This window comes from Enterovirga aerilata (genome assembly GCF_013044135.1).
In the GTDB taxonomy this organism is placed as follows: Bacteria; Pseudomonadota; Alphaproteobacteria; order Rhizobiales; family Beijerinckiaceae; genus Enterovirga; species Enterovirga aerilata.
Genome location: NZ_JABEPP010000002.1, coordinates 405,879 through 431,367, shown reverse-complemented (window position 1 = coordinate 431,367; position 25,489 = coordinate 405,879). Strand labels below are relative to the sequence as shown.

At 69.4% G+C, this 25,489-nt stretch carries 23 protein-coding genes; 8 read left to right on the top strand and 15 right to left on the bottom strand.

Annotation, left to right across the window (positions count from 1 at the left end):
- The first annotated feature begins 60 nt into the window (after positions 1-60).
- From HJG44_RS07320 to HJG44_RS07305, 4 genes are all read left to right on the top strand, one after another.
- Positions 61-942: a carbohydrate ABC transporter permease gene (locus tag HJG44_RS07320; RefSeq protein ID WP_171217697.1), complete on the top strand. Its 882-nt coding sequence runs from the start codon at positions 61-63 to the stop codon at positions 940-942.
- The gene (locus tag HJG44_RS07315; RefSeq protein ID WP_171217696.1) at positions 939-1,853 is read left to right on the top strand and encodes a carbohydrate ABC transporter permease; all 915 of its coding nucleotides are present in this window, start codon (positions 939-941) and stop codon (positions 1,851-1,853) included. The genes HJG44_RS07320 and HJG44_RS07315 overlap by 4 nt, the downstream gene beginning before the upstream one ends.
- Positions 1,854-1,930: 77 nt before the next feature.
- Positions 1,931-2,257 (top strand): type II toxin-antitoxin system TacA family antitoxin, encoded by a 327-nt coding sequence (locus HJG44_RS07310; RefSeq protein WP_171217695.1) that lies wholly within the window; start codon positions 1,931-1,933, stop codon positions 2,255-2,257.
- Positions 2,258-2,767, top strand: coding sequence for a GNAT family N-acetyltransferase (locus HJG44_RS07305; protein WP_171217694.1), 510 nt, complete (start codon positions 2,258-2,260; stop codon positions 2,765-2,767).
- 36 nt (positions 2,768-2,803) lie between these two features.
- On the opposite strand, the gene HJG44_RS07300 is transcribed toward HJG44_RS07305, so the two are convergent.
- From HJG44_RS07300 to HJG44_RS07235, 13 genes are all read right to left on the bottom strand, one after another.
- The gene (locus HJG44_RS07300; RefSeq protein WP_171217693.1) at positions 2,804-3,802 is read right to left on the bottom strand and encodes a Bug family tripartite tricarboxylate transporter substrate binding protein; all 999 of its coding nucleotides are present in this window, start codon (positions 3,800-3,802) and stop codon (positions 2,804-2,806) included.
- Between the two features lie 29 nt (positions 3,803-3,831).
- The gene (locus HJG44_RS07295; RefSeq protein WP_171217692.1) at positions 3,832-5,583 is read right to left on the bottom strand and encodes an IlvD/Edd family dehydratase; all 1,752 of its coding nucleotides are present in this window, start codon (positions 5,581-5,583) and stop codon (positions 3,832-3,834) included.
- 96 nt (positions 5,584-5,679) lie between these two features.
- Complete coding sequence (locus HJG44_RS07290; RefSeq protein WP_171217691.1) at positions 5,680-6,210, bottom strand: YidB family protein; 531 nt, start codon at positions 6,208-6,210, stop codon at positions 5,680-5,682.
- 62 nt (positions 6,211-6,272) lie between these two features.
- Positions 6,273-7,241 carry an SMP-30/gluconolactonase/LRE family protein gene (locus tag HJG44_RS07285; protein ID WP_430395038.1) on the bottom strand — a complete coding sequence of 323 codons (969 nt, stop codon included), beginning with the start codon at positions 7,239-7,241 and terminating at the stop codon, positions 6,273-6,275.
- A gap of 115 nt (positions 7,242-7,356) precedes the next feature.
- Positions 7,357-8,061 (bottom strand): ABC transporter ATP-binding protein, encoded by a 705-nt coding sequence (locus HJG44_RS07280; protein WP_171217690.1) that lies wholly within the window; start codon positions 8,059-8,061, stop codon positions 7,357-7,359.
- Positions 8,058-8,831: an ABC transporter ATP-binding protein gene (locus HJG44_RS07275; protein WP_171217689.1), complete on the bottom strand. Its 774-nt coding sequence runs from the start codon at positions 8,829-8,831 to the stop codon at positions 8,058-8,060. Before HJG44_RS07275 ends, HJG44_RS07280 begins: the two co-directional genes overlap by 4 nt.
- On the bottom strand, positions 8,828-10,711 hold the full coding sequence (locus tag HJG44_RS07270; RefSeq protein WP_171217688.1) for an ABC transporter permease subunit: 1,884 nt from the start codon (positions 10,709-10,711) through the stop codon (positions 8,828-8,830). Before HJG44_RS07270 ends, HJG44_RS07275 begins: the two co-directional genes overlap by 4 nt.
- Before the next feature lie 105 nt (positions 10,712-10,816).
- Entirely contained in the window at positions 10,817-12,028 is a 1,212-nt protein-coding gene (locus tag HJG44_RS07265) for an ABC transporter substrate-binding protein (RefSeq protein ID WP_171217687.1), read from the bottom strand.
- A gap of 47 nt (positions 12,029-12,075) precedes the next feature.
- Positions 12,076-12,660: an amino acid synthesis family protein gene (locus HJG44_RS07260; RefSeq protein ID WP_171217686.1), complete on the bottom strand. Its 585-nt coding sequence runs from the start codon at positions 12,658-12,660 to the stop codon at positions 12,076-12,078.
- Positions 12,657-13,664 (bottom strand): UPF0280 family protein, encoded by a 1,008-nt coding sequence (locus tag HJG44_RS07255; protein WP_171217685.1) that lies wholly within the window; start codon positions 13,662-13,664, stop codon positions 12,657-12,659. Before HJG44_RS07255 ends, HJG44_RS07260 begins: the two co-directional genes overlap by 4 nt.
- On the bottom strand, positions 13,661-15,163 hold the full coding sequence (locus tag HJG44_RS07250; protein WP_171217684.1) for a 6-hydroxynicotinate reductase: 1,503 nt from the start codon (positions 15,161-15,163) through the stop codon (positions 13,661-13,663). Before HJG44_RS07250 ends, HJG44_RS07255 begins: the two co-directional genes overlap by 4 nt.
- Positions 15,160-18,213 carry a molybdopterin-dependent oxidoreductase gene (locus tag HJG44_RS23610; RefSeq protein WP_246736099.1) on the bottom strand — a complete coding sequence of 1,018 codons (3,054 nt, stop codon included), beginning with the start codon at positions 18,211-18,213 and terminating at the stop codon, positions 15,160-15,162. Before HJG44_RS23610 ends, HJG44_RS07250 begins: the two co-directional genes overlap by 4 nt.
- Complete coding sequence (locus HJG44_RS07235) at positions 18,203-19,075, bottom strand: FAD binding domain-containing protein (RefSeq protein WP_246736098.1); 873 nt, start codon at positions 19,073-19,075, stop codon at positions 18,203-18,205. The genes HJG44_RS23610 and HJG44_RS07235 overlap by 11 nt, the downstream gene beginning before the upstream one ends.
- 212 nt (positions 19,076-19,287) lie before the next feature.
- Between HJG44_RS07235 and HJG44_RS07230 the strand changes: the two genes are divergently transcribed.
- From HJG44_RS07230 to HJG44_RS07215, 4 genes are all read left to right on the top strand, one after another.
- Positions 19,288-19,593: a hypothetical protein gene (locus HJG44_RS07230; protein WP_171217683.1), complete on the top strand. Its 306-nt coding sequence runs from the start codon at positions 19,288-19,290 to the stop codon at positions 19,591-19,593.
- 171 nt (positions 19,594-19,764) lie between these two features.
- The gene (locus HJG44_RS07225; RefSeq protein WP_171217682.1) at positions 19,765-20,892 is read left to right on the top strand and encodes a TRAP transporter substrate-binding protein; all 1,128 of its coding nucleotides are present in this window, start codon (positions 19,765-19,767) and stop codon (positions 20,890-20,892) included.
- Between the two features lie 112 nt (positions 20,893-21,004).
- Positions 21,005-21,673: a TRAP transporter small permease subunit gene (locus HJG44_RS07220; protein WP_171217681.1), complete on the top strand. Its 669-nt coding sequence runs from the start codon at positions 21,005-21,007 to the stop codon at positions 21,671-21,673.
- The gene (locus tag HJG44_RS07215; protein WP_171217680.1) at positions 21,670-23,415 is read left to right on the top strand and encodes a TRAP transporter large permease; all 1,746 of its coding nucleotides are present in this window, start codon (positions 21,670-21,672) and stop codon (positions 23,413-23,415) included. The genes HJG44_RS07220 and HJG44_RS07215 overlap by 4 nt, the downstream gene beginning before the upstream one ends.
- Before the next feature lie 20 nt (positions 23,416-23,435).
- Here HJG44_RS07215 and HJG44_RS07210 read toward each other — a convergent pair whose 3' ends face one another.
- Together HJG44_RS07210 and HJG44_RS23605 are read right to left on the bottom strand one after the other, a co-directional pair.
- On the bottom strand, positions 23,436-24,167 hold the full coding sequence (locus HJG44_RS07210; RefSeq protein ID WP_171217679.1) for an arginyltransferase: 732 nt from the start codon (positions 24,165-24,167) through the stop codon (positions 23,436-23,438).
- A 104-nt stretch (positions 24,168-24,271) separates the two neighbouring features.
- Positions 24,272-25,399 (bottom strand): lytic transglycosylase domain-containing protein, encoded by a 1,128-nt coding sequence (locus HJG44_RS23605; RefSeq protein WP_246736097.1) that lies wholly within the window; start codon positions 25,397-25,399, stop codon positions 24,272-24,274.
- Positions 25,400-25,489: the final 90 nt, after the last annotated feature.

The window sequence follows — 25,489 nt, the reverse complement described above, 5'->3', positions numbered from 1 at the left end:
CGGCATCTGCTGATCGCCCCGTCCCGGCTCTTGCCGGGGCGGCGAGGGAGGGAGGAGCCGATGTCCGCAGCGCTTGCCACCGCGGCCGGCCGCGTCGCGCCGGCGAGCGCGCGTCGGCCGTTCCGCCTTTCGCCGTGGCAGACCTGGGGCGCGATCCTGCTCGCGCCCTACCTGCTCGTCTTCGTGTTCTTCGTCGTCTATCCCGTCGGGTACGGGCTCTGGCTCGCGCGGCACCCGGCGAGCTACGCCCATCTCGTAGCCGACCCGATCTTTGCCGGCACGGTCGTCAACACGCTCGTCTTCCTGATCGTCGGGATCAACGTGAAGATGGCGATCGCCCTCTTCCTCTCGGGCTTCTTCACCCACGAGCGGCGCTGGATCCGCTGGCTCTCCGTCCTCTTCATCCTGCCCTGGGCGGTGCCGTCCATCCCGACCATCCTGTCGGTCCGGTTCATGCTCAACCCGGAATGGGGGATCGTGAACCACATCGTCTTCTCGCTGACGGCCGAGGACGGGCCGAACTGGCTCAACGACCCGCGGCTCGGGCTGACGCTCGCCATCGCGGTCCATATCTGGAAGTCGCTGCCCTTCTGGACTCTCATCCTCCTCGCGGGGCGGCTGTCGATCTCGTCCGATCTCTACGAGGCGGCCTCCGTCGACGGCGCGACCGGCTGGCAGAAGTTCCTGCACGTCACCTGGCCGTCGATGCGGACGCTCTACGTCACCTGCACGATCCTCTCGATGATCTGGACGCTGGGCGACTTCAACAGCGTCTATCTCCTCACCGGCGGCGGCCCGGCCGACCTGACCCATGTGCTGGCGACGCTCGGCATCCGCTATCTCCGGCTCGACCAGGTCGACCTCTCCATGGCGGCCGTGGTCTGCGCCATGCCCTTCGTCCTGCCGCTCGTCTATGTCCTGATGCGGAGGCTCTCCAAATGAGCGCCGGGATCGCAGGCGCGCCCGCCGCCACCGCGCGGGCGCTCGATCTATCGCCGCGCCGCCGTCCGGATTGGCTCAAGGCCGCCGGGAAGGAGGCCAAGCTCCTCCTCGTCGGCATCCCGGTTCTCCTCTGGACCCTGATCCCGATCTACCACCTCGCGCTGTTCGCGTTCTCTCCCAAGGAATCGGCGTTCTCGGGGGCGCTCTTCCCGACCCATCCGACCCTCCGGAACTTCGCGATCGTCTTCGGCGAACGCCACTATTTCCTGTCCCATTTCTGGCGCCAGCTCTGGAACTCGGTCCTAATCGCCTTCACCACGGGCGTGCTGACGCTCGTCATCGCCACCGCGGCGGCCTTCGCGATCAGCCGGCTGAAGGTGCGCGGCGGCCGGACGGTGATGAACCTGGCGCTCTTCACCTATTTCATCCCGGCGGCCTTTCTCGCCGTCCCCATGTACAAGACCATGGGGGCCTACGGCCTGCTGAACACCAAATGGGCGCTGATCCTGGCCATGGTCACGATCGCCAGCCCCTATGCGATCTGGGTCCTGAAACAGGCTTCCGACAAGCTTCCCCTCGAGCTCGACGAAGCGGCCATCATGGACGGCGCCTCGCCGCTCCAGCTCTTCCGGCTCGTCTACCTGCCGCTCATGGCCCCCTCGCTCGTGGCGATCGGCATCTACGCGCTGCTGCTCGCCTGGAACGAGTATCTGTTCGCGTTCCTGCTGCTGTCCGGCGACCGGGACCTGACCCTGCCGGTTGCGCTCGGCAACTTCCTGGCGGCCGACGACAGCCCCTGGGAGCTCCTGATGACCACGGGGCTGATCTATGCCCTGCCGCCGGCCGCGATCTACTACACCTTCCGGCGCTACATGGTCGGCGGGCTGACGGCGGGCGCCGTGAAGAGCTGAGGCGAGAACCGGCTTCCCGCCAGTCCGTATCGAGCGCTGCGTATTGACGTTGTAGATACGCGCTTGCATGATGCGGCATGGCAGGCTCTTCATCGCCGGAAGGCTCCGGCTCCGCCCTGGCGGAACGCTCCTCCGCCACCGAGGCGAGAGGCAGCATCAATCTTCGCATCGAGGCCGGGACTCGCCGTCTGATCGACGAGGCGGCGGCGATCCTCGGCAAGACCCGGACCGAGTTCATGATCGAGAGCGCCCGGCGCGAGGCGATGGACGTGCTGCTCGACCGGCGCTTCTTCGCCCTCGACCCGGCGCGCTACGATGCCTTCCTGGATGCCCTCGACAATCCTCCCGCGCCGGGGCCGAAGCTGCGCTCCCTGCTGCGCCGCGTGCCGGCCTGGGAGAAATAGTTGCGGCAGCCCGGGTCTCGCCTGTCGGCCCCTGCCTCCCTGAGCGCCGAGCACGATCTTTCGGCTTTCGATTGTGGCGAGCCGGTCCTGAACGATTGGCTCCGCCAGCGCGCCTTCAAGAACGAGAGCCGCTTCTCGCGAACCTATGTCGTGTGCGAGGGCAGCCGCGTGACAGCCTATGTGTCGATCTCCGCGGGATCGGTCGAGCGGACGGCCGCGCCGGGACGACTCCGCCGCAACGCGCCTGACGCCATCCCGGTCTCGGTCATCGGTCGGCTCGCGGTCGACCGCGCATATGCCGGAAAGGGACTCGGCGCCGACATCCTGTCGCACGCGCTGCGCCGGATCGCGGCCGCCTCCCGGAGCATCGGCATCGGCGCGGTGCTGGTCCACGCCAAGGATGAGGCCGCCAAGTCATTCTACATGCGATGCGCCGAATTCATCGCGTATCCGGAGGACAGCCGCACCCTGTTCCTCCCGATCGAAACCGTGCTCGCCGGGTTCGATTGAGCCGCCGCGCAGCCGACACCGCGCAGCGCTGGGCGGCTATTGCGGCTCGATCCCGGCGGATCTGACGATGTCCCTGTACTTGTTGCGCTCGGCTGCCGAGAACATCGTGAATTCGTCCGGGGTGTTCGGCGATGCGACCGCGCCCACCGCCTTGAGCTTCGCCTGCACGTCCGGCGTCGAATAGATCGCCTTCACGTCGGCCGCGATCCTGTCGATGATCGGCCGCGGCACGCCGGCCGGGGCGAAGAGCCCATGCCATGTCGAGACATCCAAGCCGGGGATGGTCTCGGCGATGGCGGGGATGTCCGGTGCCGTCGGGCTCCTGTCCTTGCTGGTCACCGCGATGGCCCGGACGGTGCCGGCCTCGGCCTGCGGCCAGGCGAGCGTCATGTTGTCGAAGGCGAGATCGATATGTCCGCCGGCGATCGCGTTCATGATGTCGCCCGACGAGCGGTAGGGCACGTGGGCCATCTTCGTACCCGTGATGTTCGCGATCATCTCGGCGGGGAGGTGGTTGGAGGCGCCGACGCCCGATGAGCCGTAGCTCAGCTTGCCCGAATTCTGCTTCAGGTACTCGATGAATTCCGGGAAGGTCTTCACCGGCATCTTCGGGCTGACGACGAGCAGGTTCGGCAGCGTCGCGAAGAGGCTGATCGGCTGGAAATCCGTCTCGGGATTGTAGCTCAGCCGCTTGTAGACGAAGGGCGCGATGGCATGGGTGCTCGCCGTCCCGACGAGCAGCGTGTAGCCGTCCTTCGCCGCCTGCGCGACGGCGCCTGCCCCGACCGTCCCACCGGCGCCTGCCTTGTTCTCGACGATGAAGGGCTGGCCGTATTTCGCCTGCATCGCCTGCGCGAAGATGCGCCCGAACATGTCGGTCGTACCGCCCGCCGTAAACGGCACGACGACGATCACCTGGCGCTGCGGCCAATTCTCTTGTGCTACGGCCGGCAGCGCGGACGAGGCGAATGCCGCGGCTGCACCCGTTCCGAGCGCGACGAAGCGCCTACGCGTGAGATCCTTCTCCCTGGTCATGCATTCCTCCCCTTATTGCCGTCGTTGATCTATTTGTCCGTGCCGTCGACCGCCGGGACCTCCTCGACGAAGGCCTGGTCGTCGCCGGCGCCCGTCATGAAATCGAAGTCGCAGCCCTGGTCGGCCTGCAGCACGGTATCGTGCAGCAGCCGCGCATAGCCGCGCCTCGCCCAGTCCGGACGTGAGCGCGGGGGGAGGGCGGCGCGGCGCGCGGCCAGTTCCCCGTCGGGGACGAGCAGGTCGATCCGGCGTCCCTCGACGTCGAGGCGGATCCGGTCGCCAGTCCTGACCAGCGCAAGCGGCCCGCCGACGGCCGATTCGGGCGCGATGTGGAGCACGATGGTGCCGAAGGCGGTGCCGCTCATGCGCGCGTCCGAGATGCGCACCATGTCCTTCACGCCGGCCCGGGCGAGCTTTCTCGGGATCGGCAGATAGCCGGCCTCCGGCATGCCCGGCGCCCCGACCGGCCCGGTATTGCGGAGCACCAGGACGTCCTCCGCCGTGACGTCGAGATCCGGGTCGTCGATCCGGGCCGCCATGTCCTCGACGTTCTCGAACACGACCGCGCGGCCGGTATGCTGCAGCAGCTTCGGGCTCGCGGCCGAGTGCTTGATGACGGCCCCGCGCGGGGCGAGGTTGCCGCGCAGCACCGCCATGGCGCCGATCGGCTTGATCGGATCGGCGCGCGGGCGGATCGCGTCCTGTCCAGGCACCTCCTCGGCCGCCGCAGCCACATCGCGCAACGTGCCTCCGGCCACCGTCCTGGCGTCCAGGTCGAGGATGTCGCCGAGCTCGCGCAAGAGCTTCGGCACCCCGCCGGCATGGTGGAAATGCTCCATATAGTGCCGACCTGAGGGTTTCAGGTCGATCAGAACCGGGACCTCGCGGCCGATCCGGTCGAATTCCTCAAGGTCGATCCGCTCCTTCGTGCGGTTCGCGATCGCGGTGAGGTGGATCAGGCCGTTCGTCGAGCCGCCGATCGCCTGAAGCACGATCTGCGCGTTGCGGAAGGCGGAGGCGGTGAGGATCTCGGAGGGGCGCGGGCCGCCGGAGACCGCCATCTCGGCCGCGCGCTTGCCGCTCGCCTCGGCGATGCGGATGCGCTCGGCATGGGGCGCCGGGACGGTCGCGCTCATCGGCAGGGAGAGGCCGAGCGCCTCCGTGATGCAGGCCATGGTCGAGGCCGTGCCCATCACCATGCAGGTTCCGACCGATGGCGCCAGCCGTCCGTTCACCGTCTCGATCTCCTGCTCGTCGATCTCGCCGGCGCGATGCGCGGCCCAGAGGCGCCGGCAATCCGTGCAGGCACCGAGCACCTCGCCCTTGTGGTGGCCGACGACCATCGGGCCGACCGGAACGACGATCGTCGGCAGATCGACGGATGCCGCAGCCATGATCTGGGCCGGAAGCGTCTTGTCGCAGCCGCCGATGACCACGACCGCATCCATCGGCTGAGCACGGATCATCTCCTCGGTGTCCATCGCCATCAGGTTGCGGAGGTACATCGAGGTGGGGTGCGCGAAGCTCTCGTGGATGGAGATGGTGGGGAAGACCATCGGCATCGCGCCGGCGAGCATGACGCCGCGCTTCACCGCCTCGACGAGCTGCGGCACGTTGCCGTGGCACGGATTGTAGTCGGAATAGGTATCCGTGATGCCGACGATCGGCCGCTCGAGCGCGTCGTCGGAATAGCCCATCGCCTTGATGAAGGCCTTGCGCAGGAACAGCGAGAAGCCCGCGTCGCCGTAGCTCGTGAGGCCCTTGCGCAAACCCTTGGACATCGCTCCTCCCGGCCCGGCATTCCGCCTGGCAACTTGAGCCGGAAGGTTAGCGGGATTGGCGGTCGCGGGCCACCATGGAGGAGGCCTCGCCGCCCGTCAGTATTGCGGAAGACGGCCGTCCGGCGTGTAGCGATCGACCGCATTCGGCAGTTCGCGCGTGAGCCGGTCGAGCAGCTCCTCGCGCGAGAGGCCGGTGCGTTGAGAGAGGGTCTGCAGCACGTCCGGGCCGATCGCCTGTTCGAGCTCGTTCGGCGCGATCTCGCGGTTCGGGCCTGTCCCCAGCCAGGATTCCACGGTGTCCCGCTGCCCCGCCTGGGCGAAGCGCTCGCGGATCTCGTTGAGACCGCTGCCCAGGAAGCTGCCGGGATCCTGTCCGATATGGCCGCCGGTTGCGCCCGGGCCGGCGCTTCGGTCACTGCCGTCCATCCCGCCGCCGAGCAGGCCCCCGAGGAGCCCGCCGAGCCCGCCCTGGTCAGCCTGGCCGGGCTGCGGTCCGCCCTGGGGGGCCGGGCCGCCGCCCTGGGTCAGCCCGCCAAGCATCTCGGCGATCTTGTCGCGGTTCTGATAGCCGGCGACGGCCAGAAGGCCGAGCAGGGCCGTCATCGACGGAAATGGACTGTTGCTCATCGCGTGCCTCGCCTTCTGTTCCTCGAACGTCGGGAGCAACAACGGCGAATCTTCGGCGGGGTTCAGCCGCCCGCGACTCCCTGCGTATTGACGTACAGCGCGTAGACGGACTGGCTCGCCGCCATGAACAGCCGGTTCCGCATCGCGCCGCCGAAGCAGACATTCGCGCAGCGCTCCGGCAGGCGGACGCGGCCGATGGGCCGGCCCTCGGGATTGAAGACCATCACGCCGTCCAGCTCGGGCGAGCCCATGCCCCAGCCGCACCAGAGATTGCCGTCGACATCGACCCGGAACCCGTCCGGCGTGCCGGGGCCCGCGTCGATGAAGGTCCGGCGGTTGGTTATGGCGCGCCCGCCTTCCGCGACGTCGTAGGCGAGGATCAGCCGGTTGGGCGTGGCGCGGGACTCGACGACATAGAGGACGCTCTCGTCCGGCGAGAAGGCGAGGCCGTTCGGCCCGCGCAGATCCTCGGCCACGACGCTCAGCTCGCCCGTCGCTGGATCGAGCCGGTAGACGTTCTGCGGCAGCTCGGGCTCGGCGATCCTGCCCTCGTAATTGCCCAGGATGCCGAAGGCGGGATCCGTGAACCAGACCGAACCGTCCGACTTCACGACCACGTCGTTCGGCGAGTTGAGCCGCTTGCCCTGATGGCTCTCGGCCAGGACCGTGACCGAGCCGTCATATTCGGTCCGGGTCACCCGCCGTGCATGCTCGCAGGTGACGAGCCGGCCCTGCCGGTCCCGCGTGTTGCCGTTCGCCCAGTTCGACGGCTTGCGGAAAACGGAGGTCGCGCCCGTCTCCTCGTCCCAGCGCATCATGCGGTCGTTCGGGATGTCGCTCCAGACGAGCTGGCGCTGGTCGCCGAACCAGACGGGCCCCTCCGCCCAGCGGAAGCCCGTCGCGAGCCGCTCCACGGCGGCGCTGAAGATCCGGTACTTCAGGAAGCTGTCGTCCAGGATCTCGATCGCCGGATCCGGGTAGAAGCTCGCCGGCTGCCACATGAGCTCGCTCTCCTCCTGCTCAGCCGTCATGGCCGGGCTTGGCCCGGCCATCCACGACCCGGCCGGAGCGCGGCTCACGCAGGTGGAGCCGATTAGCTGCCTGAGATGGCCGGGCCAAGCCCGGCCATGACGCGCGTCTCGATCCTCACACCGCGAGATACGCCTCCTTCACCTCGGGATTGGCCTGCAGCTCAGCGATCGTGCCTGAGAACCGCACCCTGCCGCGCTCGATGATCACCGCGCGGTCCGAGATGAGCCTGGCAAAGTGCAGATTCTGCTCGGAGATGAGGAGGCTCAGCCCCTCGCGCTTCATCGCAAGGATGGCCGTCGCCATGTCCTCCACGATCTTCGGCGCGAGCCCCTCCGACGGTTCGTCGAGCAGGACCAGTCCCGGATTGCCCATGAGCGTGCGGGCGATGGTCAGCATCTGCTGCTCGCCGCCGCTCATCCGCCCGCCGGGCCGGTTGCGCATGGCGGCGAGGTTCGGGAAGAGCGCGTAGAGCTTCTCCGGCGTCCAGACGGGGGCGCCGGGCCGGGCAGGTTGGCGGCCGACCTCGAGATTTTCTTCCACTGTCAGCTCCGTGAAGATGCGCCGGTCCTCCGGCACGTAGCCGAGCCCGGCGCGGGCGATCTCGTGGGTCGGCCGGCTGGCGAGCTCGCGCCCCTCGTAGACGATGCTGCCGGACCGGCGCTCGAGGAGGCCGACCAGCGACTTGAAGGTCGTCGACTTGCCCGCCCCGTTCCGGCCGAGCAGCGCCACGACCTCGCCTTCGCCGACGGAGAGGTCGAGATCGAAGAGGATATGCGCCGGCCCGTACCAGGCGTTGAGGTTGGAGACCTGGAGCTTCATGCCGCCGCTTCCGATCCGAACAGGTGGCCCTCCCCGAGATAGACCGCGCGCACCTTCGGGTCGCGCCGGACGGTCGCCGGCGTTCCTTCCGCGATGATGCGGCCGCGATCGAGCACCATGATCCGGTCGGCATGCTCGAAGACGACGTCCATGTCGTGCTCGGTGAAGAGGATGCCGATGCGCCGGGCGCGGGCGATCTCGGCCGCAAGCCGCATCAGCTCGACCCGGTCGGCCGGCGCCATGCCGGCCGTGGGCTCGTCCATCAGAAGGAGCGAGGGCTCGTTGGTCAGCGCGACCGCGAGCTCGAGCCGCTTGAGGTCGCCATAGGCGAGCTCGCCCGAGGGCCGCTCCGCGGCATCGCGCATGCCGACCAGCGCCAGGAGGTCGTCGGCTTCCGCCGCGAGGGTCCGTCCGGCGAAGCCGGTCATGCGGGCGAGCGCCCCGTGCCGGGCCAGGAGCCCGACCTGGACATTCTCGCGCACGCTCATCGAGCCGAACGTGGCCGTGATCTGGAAGGTGCGGCCGACGCCCAGCGCCCAGACGCGGCGCGGATCGAGCCCCGTCGTCTCACGGCCCTCGATCCGGATGCGGCCGAAATCGGGCCTCACCTGCCCGTTCAGCATGTTGAAGCAGGTGGACTTGCCTGCTCCGTTCGGGCCGATCAGCGCGAGAAGCTCGCCGCGCTCCAGCGTGAAGGATACGTCCTGGACGGCCTTCACCCCGCCATAGGATTTCGACAGGTGGTCGACGGAGAGGAGGGGAGCGCTCATTCGGCAGGCCTCAGCGCGGCTGCTCCGATCGAAGACGCGCGGGCGCGGCGGAGCCGGGGCAGCAGCGCCTGCAACGAGCCGACGATGCCGCGCGGGAAGGCGACGACCAGGACGACGATGAAGAGGCCGAGGACCAGCTTCGAATAGTCGGTCTGACTCATCAGGACGACGCTCAGCGCCCGGTACACGAGCGCTCCGACGACTGCGCCCGAGACCGTCTCGACGCCTCCGAGCAGAACCATCACCAGCCCGTCCACCGAAAGCGGGATGCCGAGATTGTCCGGGAAGACGCTGCCCTTCAGGAAGGCGAAGAGGGCGCCGGCCAGCGCCGCGAAGCCGCCCGCGATCACGAAGGCGGTCCATTGCACGCCGCGCCGGCCGATGCCGATCGCCTCCGCCCGCAGCGCCGAGTCACGCACCGCCCTCAGCGCATAGCCGAATGGCGAGAAGACGATCGCCCGGATCGCCGCCACACCCGCCGCCGCGAGGGCGAGGGTGATCCAATAGAAGACGGCCGGGCTCGACGCCCAGGCGGGTGGCCAGATCCCGAGGAGCCCGTTGTCGCCGCCCGTGACGCTCGTCCACTGGAAGGCGACCGACCAGGCGATCTGCGCGAAGGCCAGCGTCAGCATGGCGAAATAGACGCCCGAGAGCCGCACGCAGAACCAGCCGAAGATTGCGGCCCCGAGCGTGCCGAGCGCGATGCCGCAGGCAAGGGCGGCCGGGAAGGGAAGGGCGAGCGATTTCGCACCGAGCGCGGCCCCGTATGCGCCGAGCCCGAAATAGGCCGCGTGCCCGAAGGACGCGATGCCGCCCGCGCTCATCAGGAGCTGCAGGCTCGCGGCGAAGAGGGCGAAGATCAGGATCTCCGTCCCGACCGAGAGGACGTAGCTGCCGGCGACGAGCGGCAGGAGCGCCGCGGCGGCGAAGAGCGCCGCCATGCCGAGCCGCTCGGCACCGGAGAGGGGCCGCCACGGCCGGATCAGCCCGCCGATCGCCGCGCGAGGCGGGCCTTCGGGCTTCCCGAACAGGCCATGGGGCCGCACCACGAGCACGACCGCCATCACCAGGAAGACGAGGACGAGCGAGATCGTGGGCATGACGAGGATGCCGAAGGCGTTGAGCTCGGAGACGAGCAGCGCCGCCAGATACGCCCCGCCGACGCTGCCGAGGCCGCCGATCACCACCACCACGAAGACCTCGACGATGATGCGCAGGTCCATCGTGTGGCTCACCGCGTCGCGGGGGAGCTGCAGCGCGCCGCCGAGCGCGGCCAGGAAGACGCCGAGCGCGAACACCCCCGTGAACAGCCAGCGCTGGTTCACCCCGAGCGCCGCGACCATGTCGCGATCCTGCGTCGCCGCGCGGACCAGGACGCCGAAGCGCGTCTTGTGGAACAGGAGCCAGAGCCCGCCGAGCACGAGCGGCCCGAGTGCGATGAGGAGGAGGTCGTAGCTCGGGACCGACTGGCCGAGGATGTCGACGGAATGCCGGAAGCCGGGCGCGCGCCGGCCGACGAGATCCTCCGGACCCCAGATCAGGACCGAGAGGTCCTGCACCATCAGGGTCACCCCGAAGGTGGCGAGAAGCTGGAAGAGCTCCGGCGCGCGGTAGATGCGGCGCAGGAGCACGATCTCAACAAGAGCGCCGATCGCGGCGACCGCGAGCGCGGCGGCGATCAGCCCGCCCCAGAAGCCGAGCGCGCCGGACCAGCGCTCGGTCAGCGTGTAGGCGATATAGGCGCCCAGCATGTAGAACGCGCCGTGCGCGAAGTTCACGATGCGCGTCACGCCGAAGATGATCGACAGGCCGGACGCGACCAGGAAGAGCGACGACGCCCCCGCGAGGCCGGTCAGGAACTGGACGACGAGGAAATCCACCAACTGCTCCTGAGCTTGTCATGGCCGGGCTTGGCCCGGCCATCCCGATCCGTCTTGCCGTCCAATCGGGGTCGCCGGGACAAGCCCGGCGATGACAGCGCCGCCTCAGCTCTGCGGCCGCATCTTCTTCACCTCCTCGTCGGAGGGCAGGTACTTGGCGCCGTCGCGGTAGACGGCATCGACCATGACGCCGCGACCGTCCTTCACGGCCGTCTTGCCGACGAAGGCCCCGAGCGTCGCCTGATGGTCGATGGCCCGGAACATCGACTTGCCGAAAGGCGTGTCGAATTCGAGCCCCCGGGCGGCCGCGATCAGCTTCTCCGTGTCGGTCGAGCCGGCCTTGTTGATGATGGCGACCGCCGACTGGATGAGCGCATAGCCGACCACAGAGCCGAGACGCGGATAGTCGTTGAACTTGGCCTGGTAGGCCTTGAGGAAGGCGTCGTGCTCGGGCGTCTTGACGCTGTCCCAGGGATAGCCGGTGACGATCCAGCCTTCGGGCGTCTCGTCCTTGAGCGGGTCGATATATTCCGGCTCGCCGGTCAGGAACGAGACGACGGCGCGGTCCTTGAACAGCCCGCGGGAATTGCCTTCCCGTACGAGCTTCACGAGGTCGGGCCCGAAGGTGACGTTGAGGATCGCGTCCGGCTTCATGGCCGCGACGGCCTGCACGACGGGGCCGGCGTCGATCTTGCCCTGCGGCGGCCATTGCTCGCCGACCCATTCGATGTCGGGCCGCTTGGCGGAGAGCAGCTGCTTGAACACCGCCACCGCCGACTGCCCGTATTCGTAGTTCGGCGCGATCGTCGCCCATCTCTTGGCCGGAAGCTTCGCGGCTTCCTCGGCCAGCATCGCGGCCTGCATGTAGTTCGAGGGGCGCAGGCGGAAGGTGTACTTGTTGCCGGCCGACCAGACGATCGCGTCCGTCAGCGGCTCGCCCGCCAGATAGAACATCTGTTTCTGCTTGGCGAAATCGGCGAGCGCCAGACCGATATGCGAGAAGAAGGCGCCGGCGAGCATGTCGACCTTGTCGCGGGAAACGAGCTCGTTCGCGGCGGTCACGGCGTCCGCCGGCCGCCCGCCGTCGTCCTTGGAGATGACGACGAGCTTCTTGCCGAGCACGCCGCCTGCCTTGTTGATCTCCTCGACCGCGAGCTGCCAGCCCTTGCGGTAGGGCTCGGTGAAGGCGGGAAGGCCGGAATAGGAGTTGATCTCGCCGATCTTGATCTCGCCCTGCTGGGCGAGGGCGGCCGGGGCGGCTGCCCCCAGCGCGACGGAGGCGGCCAAGGCCGCAAGCCAAACAGATCCTGTCCTCATGCCCGTGTTCCCTTCTGCTGAAGCCTGATTGGAACCCGCCAGGAGGCCTATCGCAAGCCGTCCTCGCCCTTGATCTCGGCCACCTTGAGCCCGCCCACCCGCGGCAGCGGCCGGCCCGAATCCGTCACGGCAACCGCGACGACGATCTCGTCCGCCCGCGGCGCATCCGCAACCCGGACCTCCATGCCATCGAAATGGCTGCGCACGAAGGCGGCGTCCTTGTGCCCGAGGGGGATGTCGAACGGCACGCCCGGTCCGCCCCGCTTCTTGGACGAGGGAATGAGCGCGGCCCCCTTGCCAAGCACTTTCCGGGCCGGAGCGCCGAACTTCGGGTGCAGGATGGCCGCGGCGTGCTCGAGCTCGCCGTTCTCGCCGACCGCCGCCGCCTTGCCGTAGCTCTGGGCCTGCGGACCCTCGATGCCGAGCGCCTGCACGGCTCTTTCCGTGAGGAGGTGGCCGAGCTCCTCGCCGATGTCCATGAGCTCGGTCAGGTCTTCGACGTAGCGGCCCGCAAAAGGGTTCTCGATGACCGCCAAGGCGGCGGCGCGCCGAGCCGGCGGCGAGACCTGCCGGCCCATCTCGGTCAGGGTCTCCTCGACCAGTGTCACGATCTTGCGGATCTTGGCTTTCATGGGACCAGCTCGCGCCTTCCCTCCCCCTTGCGGGGAGGGCGGACTCGGGCGCCAGCCCGAGCCGGGTGGGGGTGGAACAAGGTAGGGTGCGACGGTCGAGATACATTCGTCTCGACCCCCACCCCGGTTCGCGCCTGCGGCGCGACTCGGCCCTCCCCGCAAGGGGGAGGGTAGGCGCCCGCTACTCTCGTCTCGCCTTGCAGATGCAGGGCGGCGGCGCGGATCAGGCCCCGCGCGACCAGCCGCTCCGCGCAGACGAGGCCGCGCGACAGGGCCTCGTCGATCTCCGCCTCTGCGAGCGGCCCGACATCCCGCGTGACCGGGCGCTCGCCGAGATCGGAATCGCACTGCACGTCGCAGGCCGGGACGCGGCTCACGGCCGGATGGCCCGGGAGGTCGACCGCATTGGCCACCACCGTCGCGGCCGCATCCGCCGCCGCGGCGGTGTCGGCCAGGACCGTCACGGCATCGGCGATCCCGAGCGAGAAGGAGCGCCCGCGCCAGCCGCTCGTGGCGATGCCGCGGACGGGGTGGCCGGCCAGGATCGTGGCCGATCCGAAGAGACTGGGCCGGTCGGGCCGGTCCACGAGGCCGACCCGCACCCTCTCGCCCGGCGCGAGGTGGAGCGCGATATCGCCGCCATTGTTCACCGAAGCACGGGCGAGCGGGCTCGCGGCGACCATGACGTCGACGATCTCCTGCGCGACGGCTCCGGCGACCGCGGCCATAGGCGTGATGAAGCACTCGGGCCCGTAAGGCGCGATGGCCGCCTGCATGCGCCGCGCGATCGGGCTCGCGAAGAGGCGGCCCGGTCGGAACGGCGCGCGGAGTTCCGTCAGCTCGGCGCAGAGCTCGTCGAGGATGGGGCCGAACCGCCCGGCAGCCGCAGCGTAGGCAACTCGGATCGCGTCGGGCTCGCCGACCGCCTCGACCACGAGGTCGATCGGGCCGTCCTGCAGGTGCAGCCGGCGGCCGTCCGGGAGCATGCGGGACTGCGCCCTCATCCGGCGAGCCTGCGCGGATCGGTGGGGCCGAGCGGCCAGGGATTGTCCCGGCGAGGCTGAACGGAGCGCCGCTCCGGCGAGAGGCCACGCACGTCCGAAAGCCGCCGCACCTCGGCCATATGGCCGCCGAGCCGCTCGTAATCCTCGAGCTTCAGCGTGAACTCGATCGGGGCCACGAGGGCGGGCGTCGGCACGTAGCCGAAGGCGTTTTCGGGCACCCGGGTCACGTCGACCATGAAGGTGATGCCGCCGCCCGGCCAGACATAGGTCGGCGCGCCGCCGCAGGTGACGAGCGTCAGGGTGTCCTTTACCGAGCGCGTCAGCCGGACCGGGTTCTCCGTCACGCCGGACCGGAGCGAGCCGCCCGCACCCGCCATGAACAGCACGGTCGAGAGCGCCGGCTCGCAGTTCTCGCGGATGAGCTCGACCGAGCGGCGGAGCTGGTCGGGCATCTCCGCCTCGACCGGACGCAGCGCCTCGTCGAGCACGTAATAGGCAGAATGCTCCCCCGTGGTGGAGGTCATGAGCATGGTGAGCTCGGGCCGGGCTACCTTCGGGTCGAAGGGCAGCAGGATCGAGAGCGGGTCGGAGATGTTCGTTCCGCCCCAGCCGGTCCCCGGCTCCGCCACCTGGAAGTAGCGGCCGGGCGTCGAGCGCCGTCCCCGGATCTTGATGCCGGTATCCGGGATGCCGAGGAGCTTGCCCGCCTGGTGCTCGGACAGGATGCCGGTGATGTGGTCGTCCACGACCACGACCTCGTCGACGAAGCCCTCCCATTGCTTGGCGAACATGCCGATCGTGGCCGAGCCGCAGCCGACCCGCATGCGCTGCTCGAGCTGCCCGTTGACGACCGGCGGCCTTCCGGCCTGGACGGTGACGGTCGAACCCTCGTCGATCGCGAGCTCGACCGCCTGGCCGTTGCAGAGCGCAAGCAGCGTGTCGCAGGTGACGCGGCCCTCCTTCTTCGAGCCGCCCGTGAGGTGGTGCACGCCGCCGAGGGACAGCATCTGCGAGCCGTATTCCCCCGTCGTGACGTGCCCGACCGGCTCGCCCGAAGCGCGCACGATGGCGCGCTCGGGGCCGAGATGGCGGTCGGTGTCGATCTTCACCTTCACGCCGCAATAGCTGAAGATGCCCTCGGTCACGACCGTGACCATGTCGACGCCCTCCACCGCGGAGGCGACGATGAAGGGCGCGGGCTTGTAGTCCGGATAGGTCGTGCCGGCGCCGATCGCCGTGACGAAGGTCGTGGGCTCGCCGACGACGCGGCCGTCCCAGGCATCCGCATTGGCGGAGAACGGCACGACGTTGCCGCCCGCCTCGACGACGCGCTCCAGCACGATATGCGGGTCGACCCGGATCAGCTCGCCGTCGCGGTTGGCATAGCGGTCGCAGGCGCCGGCCTGCCCCGGCCGGATGTAGCACATGACCGGGCAGGCATCGCAGCGGATGCGGTCGTCCGCGGGTTTTGCGGCAGGGGAGGTGAGTTCGGCGCTCATGGGAAGCTCGCCGCTGATCCTCCCCCTGCAGGGGGAGGTGTCGGGCCTGCCAGGCCCGACGAAGGGGGATGACGGGGAATCCCACCCCGGTCGGCTTCGCCGACTCGGCCCTCCCCTGCAGGGGAGGGATCAGGGGCGGAGCGCTCCCTCATCGCCGTCAAGACCCTGTCCGGTGTCGCCGGCACGCGGCGGATGCGGGCGCCGGTCGCGTCGTAGATGGCGTTCAGGATCGCGGGTGCGGTCGGGATTAGCGCCTGCTCGCCGATGCCCTTGGCCCCGAACGGGCCGGCCGGGGAGGCGGCCTCGATCAGGATCGATTCGACCGGCGGCACGTCGCCGGCGCTCGGGATGAGGTAATCGTGCAGGTTCTCGCCTCGGCCCGGGAAGAACTCCTCCATGAGGGCGAGGCCGAGCCCCTGCGCGACGCCGCCCTCGATCTGCCCCTCGACCAGGGTAGGATTGATGGCGCGGCCGACATCGTGCGCGGCGGTGATCTTCAGCACCCTTACCGTGCCGAGCCGGGTATCGACCTCCACCTCGGCCATGTGCGCGCCGAAGCCGTAGAGTCCGTAGGGCTCGCCCTGCCCGTCCTGGTCGAGCGGGGTCGTGGGCGGGTCGAACGTCCGCTCGGCCGCGAGCACGTAACCGTGCTCGTCCACCGGCAGGTCGGCCAGCGGGATGCGCCGATGGTGCTCGCCGTCCTCGACGCAGATCTCGTCCTCCCTGGGCACGATGCGGGCGTCCTCGCCCGCATTGGCGAGGCGCAGGATCTCGGCCCGGAGCGCCCGGGCGGCGAGTTCGGTCGCCTTGCCGGTGATGAAGGTCTGGCGCGAGGCGGAGGTCTTGCCGCAATCGGGCGTGAGGTCCGTGTCCGCCGAGACGTAGTCGAACGCATCGAGCGGTACCCCAAGAGCGTCCGCCGCGACCTGCGGGATGACGGTGTTCGAGCCCTGGCCGATATCGACGGCGCCCTGGTGCAGCACGACCCGGCCGTCCGGCCGGATGCCGATCCGCATCGTGGACGGGTTCGACATGGAGGTGTTGCCGCAGCCGTACCACATGCCCGCGACGCCGACCCCACGGCGGAGATGGCTTGCCCGTAATCCCTCCCCTTTAAGGGGAGGGCGGACTCGGCCGCAGGCCGAGCCGGGTGGGGGTGGCGCAGACGGCAACTCGGTCGGTTCCTCCTGCTCGACCCCCACCCCGGGCGGCGCTTCGCGCCTGCTCGGCCCTCCCCTCAAGGGGGAGGGATTACCGTCGAGCTCGTCCGAACGAGCATTCCACGCCGCCGCCTCCTCTCTCGCCCGCTCCCAATGGGGGCGGAGAGCCTCGAGGCAGGCGCGGATGCCGACGCCCTCGCCGAGCACCTGCCCGGTGACGGTCGGCTGGTCGCCCGTGAGCGCGTTCAGGATCCGGAACTCGAGCCGGTCCATGCCGATCCGGTCCGCGAGCTCGTCGTAGAGCTGCTCAACGGCGACCGAGGCCTGAGGCACCCCGAAGCCGCGGAAGGCGCCGGCGGGCACGAGATGCGTGTGCACGGCGCGGGTGAGGGCGCGGTAGTTCGGGACGAGATAGGGGCCGGAGGCATGGACCGGCACGCGGTTCGCGACCGTCGGGCCCCAGGAGGAATAGGCGCCTGTGTTGAAGTCGCCCGCGAAGTCGAGCGCAACGATCCGGCCGTCGCGGGTGGCACCGGCCCGGACCGTCATGCGGCCGGGATGGCGCTTGGTGGTGGTCATCATCGATTCCGGCCGAGAATAGGTCATCCGGACCGGGGCGCCCAGCGTCCAGGCGGCGAGCGCCAGGAAGGGCTGCACGGAGAGGTCGAGCTTGGTGCCGAAGCCGCCGCCGACGGCGGTCGGGATGATCCGGACCTGCTCCGGGGCGATGCCGAGGATGGTCGCGGTATCGTCGCGGTCCATGTAGGGGGCCTGCGTGCAGGCAATGACCTCGATACGGTCTCCGACCCGGCGGGCCCAGCCGGCCTCCGGCTCGATCGGCGCATGCTCGACGAAGCCGGTCTCGAACTCCCCCTCCACGACAGCATCGGCGGCGGCGAGCCCGGCTTCGACATCGCCGCGGACGACGCGGCCGCGGACCAGCACGTTGCCGGGCCGGTCCGAATGGACGAGTTCCGCGCCGGGCGCGAGCGCGGCGTCCAGCGTTGTATGGGCCGGAAGCTCCGTCCAGGTCACGGGGAAGGCGGCAAGGTCGAGCTTCTCGACCGCGCTCGCTTCGCCCACCACGGCCGCGACGGCCTCGCCCCGGAACCGGGCCTCGCGCTCGGCGAAGACCGGCTGGTCGGCGAAGGGTGGGATGACGCCGTAGCGGTTCCGGCCCGGGACGTCGCGGGCGGTCAGGATCGCGGCCAGCCCGTTTACGGCGGCATAGCCGTCCAGATCGCCGAAAACGAAGGCGGCCCGGTGATACGGGCTGCGGACGACCCGCAGCAGAAGCGCGTCGGCCGGCACGGCGTCCGCTCCGAACGGATCGCGGCCCTCGACCTTGCGGATGCCATCGAGGCGCTCGACCCGACCGCCGACCGCACGCCCGGGCAGTGGAGCAGGGCAGGGCGGAGCCGTGGCGGCATGGTCGAGCACGGCCGCGAGGATCTTGCGGTAGCCGGTGCAGCGGCAGAGCACCCCGCCGATCGCATCCGAGATCTCCGTCTCGCTCGGGGCGGGATTGCGGTCGAGCAGCGCGGTGGCGGCGACGATCATGCCGGGCGTGCACATCCCGCACTGGGCCGCGCCATGGCGCAGGAAGGCGCGCTGCAGGCGCTGGGCCGTCCCGCTCGCCGCCGTCAGCCCCTCGATCGTGGTGACATTGCGTCCGTCCGCCTGTCCGCACGGGACGAGGCAGCCGCAGACCGGCTCGCCGTCGAGCAGCACCGTGCAGGCGCCGCAATCGCCCGCGTCGCAGCCGACCTTGGTCCCCGTGAGCCCGAGCTCCTCGCGCAGCACCCGCGTCAGCCGCGCCATCGGGGGCGAGGCGCTCGCAACCGGGCGGCCGTTCAGCACGAAGCCGATATGCCTGCCTTCATGCCGCATGGGCGCGCTCCGGACGGCAGAGATCGAGCGCGCGGCCGATCAGCTCGCGCGCGGCTTCGAGCCGGTAGGCGGCGCTGCCGCGGACGTCGTCGATCGGCGACAGCGGAGCGAGATGCCTGCCCGTCACCAGCGAGGCGAGGTCCTCGTGCCATGAGCGGCCGACGAGGTCCCTCTCGAGCGCCCCGAGTCGCTGGGCAGCGGCCGAGCAGGATCCGACCGCGACCGCCGCCTCTCGGATGCGGCTCCCCCCATCGGCCGCGAGCCGGACCGCGACCATGGCAATCGAGATCACGAGGTAGCGACGGCTGCCGAGCTTCACGAAGGCGGAGCACCCGCCGGCGCTTGCCCGCGGGACGATGACGGCCGACAGGATCTCGTCGGGCCGGCGCGCCGTCCGGCGGTTCCCGAGCACGAAGTCTGAGAGGGGCAGCCGCCGCAGGCCGGTCCGGCTCGCGAGCTCGATCTGTGCATCCAGGATCAGGAGCGGAGGCACGCCGTCCGCGGCCGGCGACGCATGGCAGAGATTGCCCGCGATCGTCGCCACGTTCTGGATCTGCACGGACCCGACCTCGCGTGCGGCGGCACGCAGCGCATCGAAAGCGGGGGGCAGGTCGGCCCGGGCGAGCTCGGACCAGGTCGTGCGCGCCCCGATGCGGATCTCGCGCCCGCCCTGCTCCACACCCCGGAGCCCGTCGATGCCCGAGATGTCGAGTACGGCCTCCGGAGAGGGACGATCGACGAGGGCCGGGTAGATGTCGGTGCCGCCGGACAGGATCTGCGCCGGCCGTTCCGCGAGGAGGTCGCAGGCTTCCTTCAGCGTATTGGGCCGGAGATACATGGACCGGGCGGCCTCGATTTTCATTTGTACACTAACAATCTCCCGCCGGCCCGAACGGCTGTCAAGCGAGGAAGCGCCCGACTTTCGGGCGGTCTGCTGCCTCTCGCGGCAAAGCGGCACCGTGCCAAAACTGAACGTTCGGACGGCACCGCATTCACCGAAGCGATAGCTCGCCCATGCGAAGCTCGCATTCCGAGCCGGCCAGGATCGCAGCCGCCGGCAGATGGAGGATTGACATGGCTTCCACCAAGATCGTCGCTGCCGCTGCGGTTGCGGCCCTCACGGTTGCGGCGGCCGCGCCGGCGGAGGCGGGCGGCTATTATCGCCGCGGCTGGAATCCCGGCGCCGCCGCCGCCGTCGGCATTCTCGGGGGCATCGCCGCAGGCGCGGCCATCGCGTCCGCGGCCCGTCCTGCTTATGCCGCGCCGCCGGCCTATTATGCTCCGCCCCCGCCGGATTACGCCGAGTGCTACGTCGTCCACCGGCGAGTCTGGGTCCCGGGCTGGGGCTGGGACGTCCGCCCGCGCGAGATCTGCGAGTAGCGGATCGGTTGCGACAGGCGGGACCGGGCTCCGGCGCCCGGTCCAGCCTGCGCGCACCCAAGACGAAAAGCTTAGGCCTCGGCTGCCCTGGAGCGCTTGTCACGGGCCGCTCTTGGTTCTTAGTTGCTCCGCCAATCGGTCCGGCAAGGACCGGAACGGTGGGAGGAACCAATGACCCAAGGTAAGGGTAGCCGGCGCAGGTTCTTGAAAGGAGCGGCCGTCGCGACCGCCGCAGGGCTCGCGGCTCCGGCCGTCGCGCAGGCGCAGGGCCCGATCACCATGCGCTGGCAGTCGACCTGGCCCTCGAAGGACATCTTCCACGAATACGCGCTGGACTTCGCCAAGAAGGTCAACGACATGACCGGCGGCGACCTCAGGATCGAGGTCCTGCCCGCCGGCGCGGTGGTCCCGGCCTTCGGCATCCTGGACGCGATCTCGAAGGGCACGCTCGACGGCGGCCATGGCGTTTGCGTGTACCATTACGGCAAGCAGCCGGCTCTTGCCCTGTGGGGCTCGGGGCCGGGCTTCGCGATGGACGCCAACATGCTCCTCGCCTGGCACAAATACGGCGGCGGCAAGGAACTCCTCGACAAGCTCTATGCGTCGATCGGCGCGAACGTGCAGTCGTTCATGTACGGGCCGATGCCCACTCAGCCGCTCGGCTGGTTCAAGAGGCCGGTCGCGCGGCCCGACGACCTGAAGGGCCTGAAATTCCGCACCGTCGGCATCTCCATCGACGTGTTCCAGGGCATGGGGCTCGCCGTGAACGCCCTGCCCGGGGGCGAGATCGTCTCGGCCATGGACCGGGGCCTCCTCGATGCGGCGGAGTTCAACAACGCCTCCTCGGACCGGGTGCTCGGCTTCCCGGACGTCTCGAAGGTCTGCATGCTGCAGAGCTACCACCAGAACGCCGAGCAGTTCGAGATCCTGTTCAACAAGACGAAGTTCGACGCGCTGCCCGAGCGGATGCGCGCCCTCATCTCCAACGCCGTCGAGGCGGCGTCGGCCGACATGTCCTGGAAGGCGATCGACCGCTATTCGAAGGACTACGTCGAAATGCAGCAGAAGGACGGCGTCCGCTTCTTCAAGACGCCAGACGCGATCCTCAAGCAGCAGCTCGAGGTCTACGACGAAGTGGTGCGGAAATACGCAGCGTCCAATCCGCTCTTCAAGGAGATCATGCAGTCGCAGATCGCCTATGCCGAGCGGGTGACGCGCTGGGAGCAGGATACGGTGGTCAACCGCCGCATGGCCTTCGACCATTACTTCGGACAGAACGCCGCAGCGAAGAAGCTCTGAGGGATCGTCCGGTCGGAAGGCGCCGTTCGGGGAAACCTGAGCGGCGCCTTCTCTCGACCGGAGGGCCGGGCCGCCTCGTCTGCATGACGGCCCTTCCACTGAAAGCCCCGCGATGACGGTCCAGCGCTTCCTGCTCATCGTCGACGAGATCAGCACCTGGATCGGCAAGGCCGCGGCCTGGCTGATCATCGGGCTGATGGCGCTCGTCTGCGTCGAGGTGCTCAAGCGCTACGCGTTCAACATGCCGACCGCGTGGATCTTCGACGCCTCGAACATGTTCTACGGCACGCTCTTCATGCTGGCCGGCGCCTATACCTTGGCGCAGAACGCGCATGTGCGGGGCGATTTCCTCTACAGCTCCATGAGGCCACGCACCCAGGCGGCCTTCGATCTCGTCCTCTACATCGTCTTCTTCCTTCCCGGCATCGCCGCCCTGATCTACGCGGGCTACGATTACGCCGCCCATTCCTGGCGCATCGCCGAACATTCGAGCGTCACCGCGGGCGGGCCGCCGCTCTACCACTTCAAGGCGGTGATCCCGATCGCCGGGGCCCTCCTGATGCTGCAAGGGCTGGCCGAGATCGTCCGCGCGATCGTCTGCCTGAGGACGGGCGAGTGGCCGGCCCGGCTCAAGGACGTCGCCGAGATGGACGTCGTCGGCGAGCAGCTCGCCGGCAGCGAGCACGTCGACGAGGAGGCCCGCCGGGTAGCGATGGAGCGCGCCCATCGGATCGACGAGGCCGCGCGGCAGCGCGGCATGGGGGACAATCTTCAGACATGAGCGACCCCGCCCTCGGCCTTCTCATGCTCTCGCTGATCGTCGTCGTGATCCTGATGGGGTTCCCGACGGCCTTCACGCTGATGGGCCTCGGCATGTTCTTCGGCTTCTACGCCTTCTACAACCCGGCCGAGCACTGGATCGACAACCGCGTCTTCGACCTCATGGTCCAGCGGACCTACGGGGCGATGACCAACGACGTCCTGATCTCCATCCCGCTCTTCGTCCTGATGGGCTACGTGATGGAGCGCGGCGCCCTGGTCGACAAGATGTTCTACTCGATCCAGCTCGCCTTTCGCCGTGTGCCTGCGTCGCTGGCCGTCGCGACGCTGATCGTGTGCACCTTCTGGGGCATCGCCTCCGGCCTTGTGGGCGCCGTCGTCGTGCTGATGGGCGTGATCGCCCTGAACCCGATGCTGCGGGCCGGGTACGACGTGAAGCTCGCCTCGGGCGTCATCACGGCCGGCGGCACGCTCGGTATCCTGATCCCGCCCTCGGTGATGATCATCGTCTACGCGGCGGTGGCCGGCCAATCCGTCGTCAAGCTCTATGCGGCGGCGATGTTTCCGGGCTTCTTCCTGTCCTTCCTCTACCTCGTCTACATCCTCGGCTGGGCGCTCCTCCAGCCGAAGATCGCCCCGCCGCTTCCGCCGGAACAGAACCGGGTCCCGGTGCCGGACTGGATGCGGCGCTTCCAGGCCGCCTATTCACCGAACATGCTGGCCGGCCTCCTCAAGGCGCTGGTCTCGCCCTTGCGGGCGTCTTCCCTGGACGATCACGGCAGGCCGCTCGGCTATTGGGGCATCGTCAGGAATTTCGGCGCGTCGCTCGTCCCCGCCGGTCTCCTCCTCGGGACCTTATGGCTCCTGTGGTGGTACGTCGTCATCCACCAGCAGGGCAGGGCCGAGGAGGAACTCCCGGCTGAGCTTCAGCCGCTGGGCTCGGTCGCGTCCGCACCCACGACGCCCGCCGCGTCCGGCCCGTCCGACGGCTTCTATATCTCTTTCGCGATCGCCGCCGTCTTCGCGGCCGTCATCCTCGTCCGCTACTACCGCCGGATGACCCCGGAGCGGCTGCAGGTGATCAAGCTTCTGACCGCCTCGGTGATGCCGCTCGCGATCCTGACGGTCGTCGTCCTGGCCGTCATCCTGTTCGGCATCACCACCGCGACGGAGTCGGCCGCGGTCGGCGCGGCGGGCGCGTTCCTGCTCGCCCTCCATGCCCGCACGCTCGACTGGAAGCGCACCAAGGAGGCCGTGTTCCTGACCGCGAAGACAACCGCCATGGTGTGCTGGCTCTTCGTCGGCTCGGCGCTCTTCTCCGCCGTCTTCGCCATCCTCGGCGGACAGGCGCTGATCGAACGATGGGTGCTCTCGCTCGACCTCTCGCCGACCCAGTTCATGATCCTGTCGCAGGCGATCATCTTCCTGCTCGGCTGGCCGCTCGAATGGACGGAGATCATCATCATCTTCGTCCCCATCTTCCTGCCGCTGCTCAAGCATTTCAGCATCGACCCGATCCTGTGGGGGGTGCTGGTCTTCGTGAACCTGCAGGCGGCGTTCCTGTCCCCGCCGGTCGCGATGTCGGCCTTCTACCTGAAGGGCGTGGCGCCCAAGCACGTGACCATCAACCAGATCTTCGCCGGCATGATGCCCTACATGCTGATCGTGATCCTCTGCATGGTGATCATGTATCTCTGGCCCGGTCTGACGCTCTGGCTCCCGAACTACCTCTACGGGAACTGAGCGGGCGCCCTCCCGGGCGCTCAGTCGAACCTGGCCCAGCCGGTCGGCAGGAGCCGCTCCTGCGGGCGGTAGCGGGCCTTGTATTCCATCTTGCGCGAGCCTTCGACCCAATAGCCGAGATAGAGATAGGGCAGGCCGAGCGCCCTGGCGCGCGCGATGTGGTCGAGGATCATGAAACTGCCGAGGCTGCGCTTCGGCAGGGTGGGATCGAAGAAGGAATAGACCATCGAGAGCCCGTCCGGCAGGAAGTCCGTGAGGCTCACCGCCATGAGCGGCCCATCCCGTCCCGCCTCGTCCGCGCGGCGGTATTCGATGATCCCGGTCTCGACATGGCTGTCCTCGACCATCATGGCGTAGTCGAGCACCGTCATGTCGACCATGCCGCCCTCGCCGTGCCGCGCGTCGAGATAGCGGCGGAACAGCGCATATTGCCCGGCCGAGGGCTGGTTCGGCGTGGGCGCGCCGACGAGGTCGCGATTGAGCCGGAGCACGCGGCGCATGTTGTCCGACGGCTGGAACTCGTCAACCACGACCCGAACCGACACGCAGGCGCGGCAGCCCTCGCAAGCCGGCCGGTAGGCGATCGTCTGCGAGCGCCGGAAGCCGCCCTGGGTCAGGATCTCGTTGATCTCGCGCGCGCGCCGTCCGACGATATGCGTGAAGACCTTCCGCTCGCGCTGGCCGGGCAGATAGGGGCAGGGCGAGGGCGCCGTGAGGTAGAATTGCGGTGCGTCGCGGGGATGCGAGGTCACGTGGACTCAGGCGTCGAGGTTCACGGCGCCGATCATCCCTCGCCCGGGGCCATGACTGCAAGCCGCTTGAAGCCGCAAGGCCGCCGCGGCGGCCGAAGGACCCGTCAGCGCGCGCCGGTGAAGAGGGAGCGGGCGCCGGCCGCAGGGGCGGGCGGGCTCGCCTGCTCGATGGCCGCGGCGGCATCCGCCTGCTTCTGCAGGCGCTCGTTGTTGCGGCCCCTGAGCGCGAGCCGCGCATTCCGGCGCTTCGCCTCGTAGTAGTAGCCGCGCGCATAGTGCTGGACGGCGCGGTCGAAGCTGCCGTCGGACAGCCTGTAGGCCCCGGCGAGATACTTCACCGCATAGGTGAGGTTCGTCTCCGCATCGAGCAGGCCAGCAGCTGGGCCGTCATAGCCGAGCCCGCGCGCGGTCGCATGCTTGATCTGCATGAGGCCCATCGCGCCGCCGCGGCCGACGGCGCGCGGATTGTACTTGCTCTCCCGCACCACGACGCGGTGCACGAGCGCGGCCGGCACGTTGTTCAGCTTGGCATGGTAGGCGATGCGCTCGTCCAGGAAGTCGCGGCCGGTCCGGATCATCGGCTCCTCGGCGGGCTCCGCGGGCGCGGTCTGAGCCGGGGTGCCGAAGAGAGCGCCGAACAGCGAGCGGGGCTGCGCGGGCGGGGCCGGCTGCGGCTCGGGGAGTGCGGCGACGGCGGCCGGCTCGAGATCGGTCGGGAAGGCGGGCCGCTCCGGGGGCAGGACGGCTGCGACCGCGAGGGCGGGAGCCGGGATCTCGGCGAAATCGGGCCGGGGCGGCGGGACCGGGCCGGTCTCGGCCTCGCCTGCAGCCTGCTCTGTAGGAGGCTGGGCCTGCCGGGCGGCCTCGGTCGGGAAGGATGGCCGGAGCGGCGGCAGCGTTTCGACGGACGCGACCTGGACCGGCTCTTCCGCGACCGCAGGGGCTGGCGGCGAAGACGCGGCCTGAAACTGCGCCGGGAGCGGTGGCTGGGCGCCCGCGATGGCGCTTACGAACTGGCCCGGCGCGGCGGGCCCGACGCTTTCGTCCTCACCCCCGGGACGGGCCGGCGGCAGCACGCTCACCTTGCGGGGCACCGGCTTCGCCGCCGGGCGTGCAGGCTTCGCCTCGCTGGCCAGACCGGCGGGCTCACCCTGAAACTCCTCGGCCGCGAGCGTCGTGGCGGAGAGGGCGAGCCCGGCTGCGGCGCAGCCGAGAAGGGCAAGACGAACCATTCATTCACCGTAACCTGTGCGGGCCGGACCGTCAGGACGAAATCGGGCCGGAAAGCGGCAGGGCTGCCCTTATCCCTGAGTTCCGCCTGG

What these genes read in the sequence shown, in the direction of transcription:
- HJG44_RS07275 (WP_171217689.1), bottom strand. Translation starts at nt 8,831, where the DNA reads ATGAGCGCTCCCCTCCTCTCCGTCGACCACCTGTCGAAATCCTATGGC.
- HJG44_RS23605 (WP_246736097.1), bottom strand. Translation starts at nt 25,399, where the DNA reads ATGGTTCGTCTTGCCCTTCTCGGCTGCGCCGCAGCCGGGCTCGCCCTC.
- HJG44_RS07250 (WP_171217684.1), bottom strand. Translation starts at nt 15,163, where the DNA reads ATGAGCGCCGAACTCACCTCCCCTGCCGCAAAACCCGCGGACGACCGC.
- HJG44_RS07230 (WP_171217683.1), top strand. Translation starts at nt 19,288, where the DNA reads ATGGCTTCCACCAAGATCGTCGCTGCCGCTGCGGTTGCGGCCCTCACG.
- HJG44_RS07290 (WP_171217691.1), bottom strand. Translation starts at nt 6,210, where the DNA reads ATGAGCAACAGTCCATTTCCGTCGATGACGGCCCTGCTCGGCCTTCTG.
- HJG44_RS23610 (WP_246736099.1), bottom strand. Translation starts at nt 18,213, where the DNA reads ATGCGGCATGAAGGCAGGCATATCGGCTTCGTGCTGAACGGCCGCCCG.
- HJG44_RS07220 (WP_171217681.1), top strand. Translation starts at nt 21,005, where the DNA reads ATGACGGTCCAGCGCTTCCTGCTCATCGTCGACGAGATCAGCACCTGG.
- HJG44_RS07315 (WP_171217696.1), top strand. Translation starts at nt 939, where the DNA reads ATGAGCGCCGGGATCGCAGGCGCGCCCGCCGCCACCGCGCGGGCGCTC.
- HJG44_RS07300 (WP_171217693.1), bottom strand. Translation starts at nt 3,802, where the DNA reads ATGACCAGGGAGAAGGATCTCACGCGTAGGCGCTTCGTCGCGCTCGGA.
- HJG44_RS07255 (WP_171217685.1), bottom strand. Translation starts at nt 13,664, where the DNA reads ATGAGGGCGCAGTCCCGCATGCTCCCGGACGGCCGCCGGCTGCACCTG.
- HJG44_RS07235 (WP_246736098.1), bottom strand. Translation starts at nt 19,075, where the DNA reads ATGAAAATCGAGGCCGCCCGGTCCATGTATCTCCGGCCCAATACGCTG.
- HJG44_RS07310 (WP_171217695.1), top strand. Translation starts at nt 1,931, where the DNA reads ATGGCAGGCTCTTCATCGCCGGAAGGCTCCGGCTCCGCCCTGGCGGAA.
- HJG44_RS07320 (WP_171217697.1), top strand. Translation starts at nt 61, where the DNA reads ATGTCCGCAGCGCTTGCCACCGCGGCCGGCCGCGTCGCGCCGGCGAGC.
- HJG44_RS07280 (WP_171217690.1), bottom strand. Translation starts at nt 8,061, where the DNA reads ATGAAGCTCCAGGTCTCCAACCTCAACGCCTGGTACGGGCCGGCGCAT.
- HJG44_RS07265 (WP_171217687.1), bottom strand. Translation starts at nt 12,028, where the DNA reads ATGAGGACAGGATCTGTTTGGCTTGCGGCCTTGGCCGCCTCCGTCGCG.
- HJG44_RS07225 (WP_171217682.1), top strand. Translation starts at nt 19,765, where the DNA reads ATGACCCAAGGTAAGGGTAGCCGGCGCAGGTTCTTGAAAGGAGCGGCC.
- HJG44_RS07295 (WP_171217692.1), bottom strand. Translation starts at nt 5,583, where the DNA reads ATGTCCAAGGGTTTGCGCAAGGGCCTCACGAGCTACGGCGACGCGGGC.
- HJG44_RS07260 (WP_171217686.1), bottom strand. Translation starts at nt 12,660, where the DNA reads ATGAAAGCCAAGATCCGCAAGATCGTGACACTGGTCGAGGAGACCCTG.
- HJG44_RS07285 (WP_430395038.1), bottom strand. Translation starts at nt 7,241, where the DNA reads ATGACGGCTGAGCAGGAGGAGAGCGAGCTCATGTGGCAGCCGGCGAGC.
- HJG44_RS07215 (WP_171217680.1), top strand. Translation starts at nt 21,670, where the DNA reads ATGAGCGACCCCGCCCTCGGCCTTCTCATGCTCTCGCTGATCGTCGTC.